This window comes from Vibrio sp. Vb0667 (assembly GCF_033391095.1).
In genome coordinates, this window is the sequence record NZ_JAWPOL010000378.1 from 1 (window position 1) to 1065 (window position 1065).

2 protein-coding genes are annotated in these 1065 nt (G+C 44.8%); both read left to right on the top strand.

The features are described 5' to 3' along the window. Nucleotides 1–80 precede the first annotated feature (80 nt). Nucleotides 81–686, top strand: a complete 606-nt coding sequence (locus R8269_RS26050; protein WP_318223018.1) for an alpha-ketoglutarate-dependent dioxygenase AlkB — start codon at nucleotides 81–83, stop codon at nucleotides 684–686. 69 nt (nucleotides 687–755) lie between these two features. Then, the coding region (locus R8269_RS26055) for a DUF3541 domain-containing protein (RefSeq protein WP_318223019.1) at nucleotides 756–1065 on the top strand (310 nt) is incomplete at its 3' end.

A 1065-nucleotide genomic window follows, 5' to 3' on the forward strand; every position in this document is an offset into this window, starting at 1 on the left:
TTATTATCTACAAGAATAACCAATAGCCTTTGCAAAGGTAATAATTATCTGAAATTTTTGTGGTTTAAATAGGCAACGGGATGCAAGGACAAGGCGATTTATTTGAAAGTACGGATTGGCAAGAGGTACGCCAAGGTAAGCTCTTTTATCAACCAAACTTTCTTTCTCAGCAAGAAGCGGATACGTACTTTTCAACGCTTATGAGTACCTTGCCTTGGCAACAAGAACGCATAACCATTTTCGGGAAATCGGTACTTCAACCTCGTTTGCAGACTTGGCATGGCGATGCGCCTTACACCTATTCGGGTTTAACCATGGCACCTCACCCTTGGACGTCTGAGCTTTTATCACTCAAGGCTCGCTGTGAAAGCCTTGCCAACACCCCGTTCAACTCTGTATTGGCGAATCTGTATCGCGACGGTCAGGATTCGATGGGGTGGCACCAAGATAATGAACCAGAGCTGGGCAGAAACCCGGTGATCGCCTCGTTGAACTTAGGTGATACGCGCCGATTTGTGCTACGAAATTTACATTGTAAAACTCAAATAGGATATGAGCTCGGCCACGGCGCATTATTGATCATGGCTGGGGAGCTTCAGCACCATTGGAGACACTGCGTTCCCAAAACAGCCAAACCAAAAGGAGAACGTATCAACCTGACTTTTAGACATATTTTGAACTATTGACTCAGGTTTTACATTCTTAACAAACATTGATGATAAGTTTACATCCAGGTTATATCAGGGAATGGATTTATGCGTATCAAACCTATCAGCTTGGCGGTCTTGCTCTCTTGCTCACTCATCTTGAATGTACAGGCATCTCAAGAAGAGGTGCCTGCACTTAATTACTCTCAATCAGCACAGCTGATTCGCGACACATACGAACGTGAGCTATTCACGCTTCCTCCCTTTAAGGAAGGCCACTTTGGGCTGCGTATGTTCCGCCAAACCTTAGATGAAAAATACTACGCAACCATTTGGACAGACATGGCTCAAGTCGCAAGCCGATTGAATCGCTTCGCGAATGACGTCGTCAAACCAGAAGACATCATTTTGTACTCCT

Bases quoted from the DNA above. Each gene is read 5' to 3' on its own strand.
- R8269_RS26050 (WP_318223018.1), top strand. From the start codon at position 81: ATGCAAGGACAAGGCGATTTATTTGAAAGTACGGATTGGCAAGAGGTA.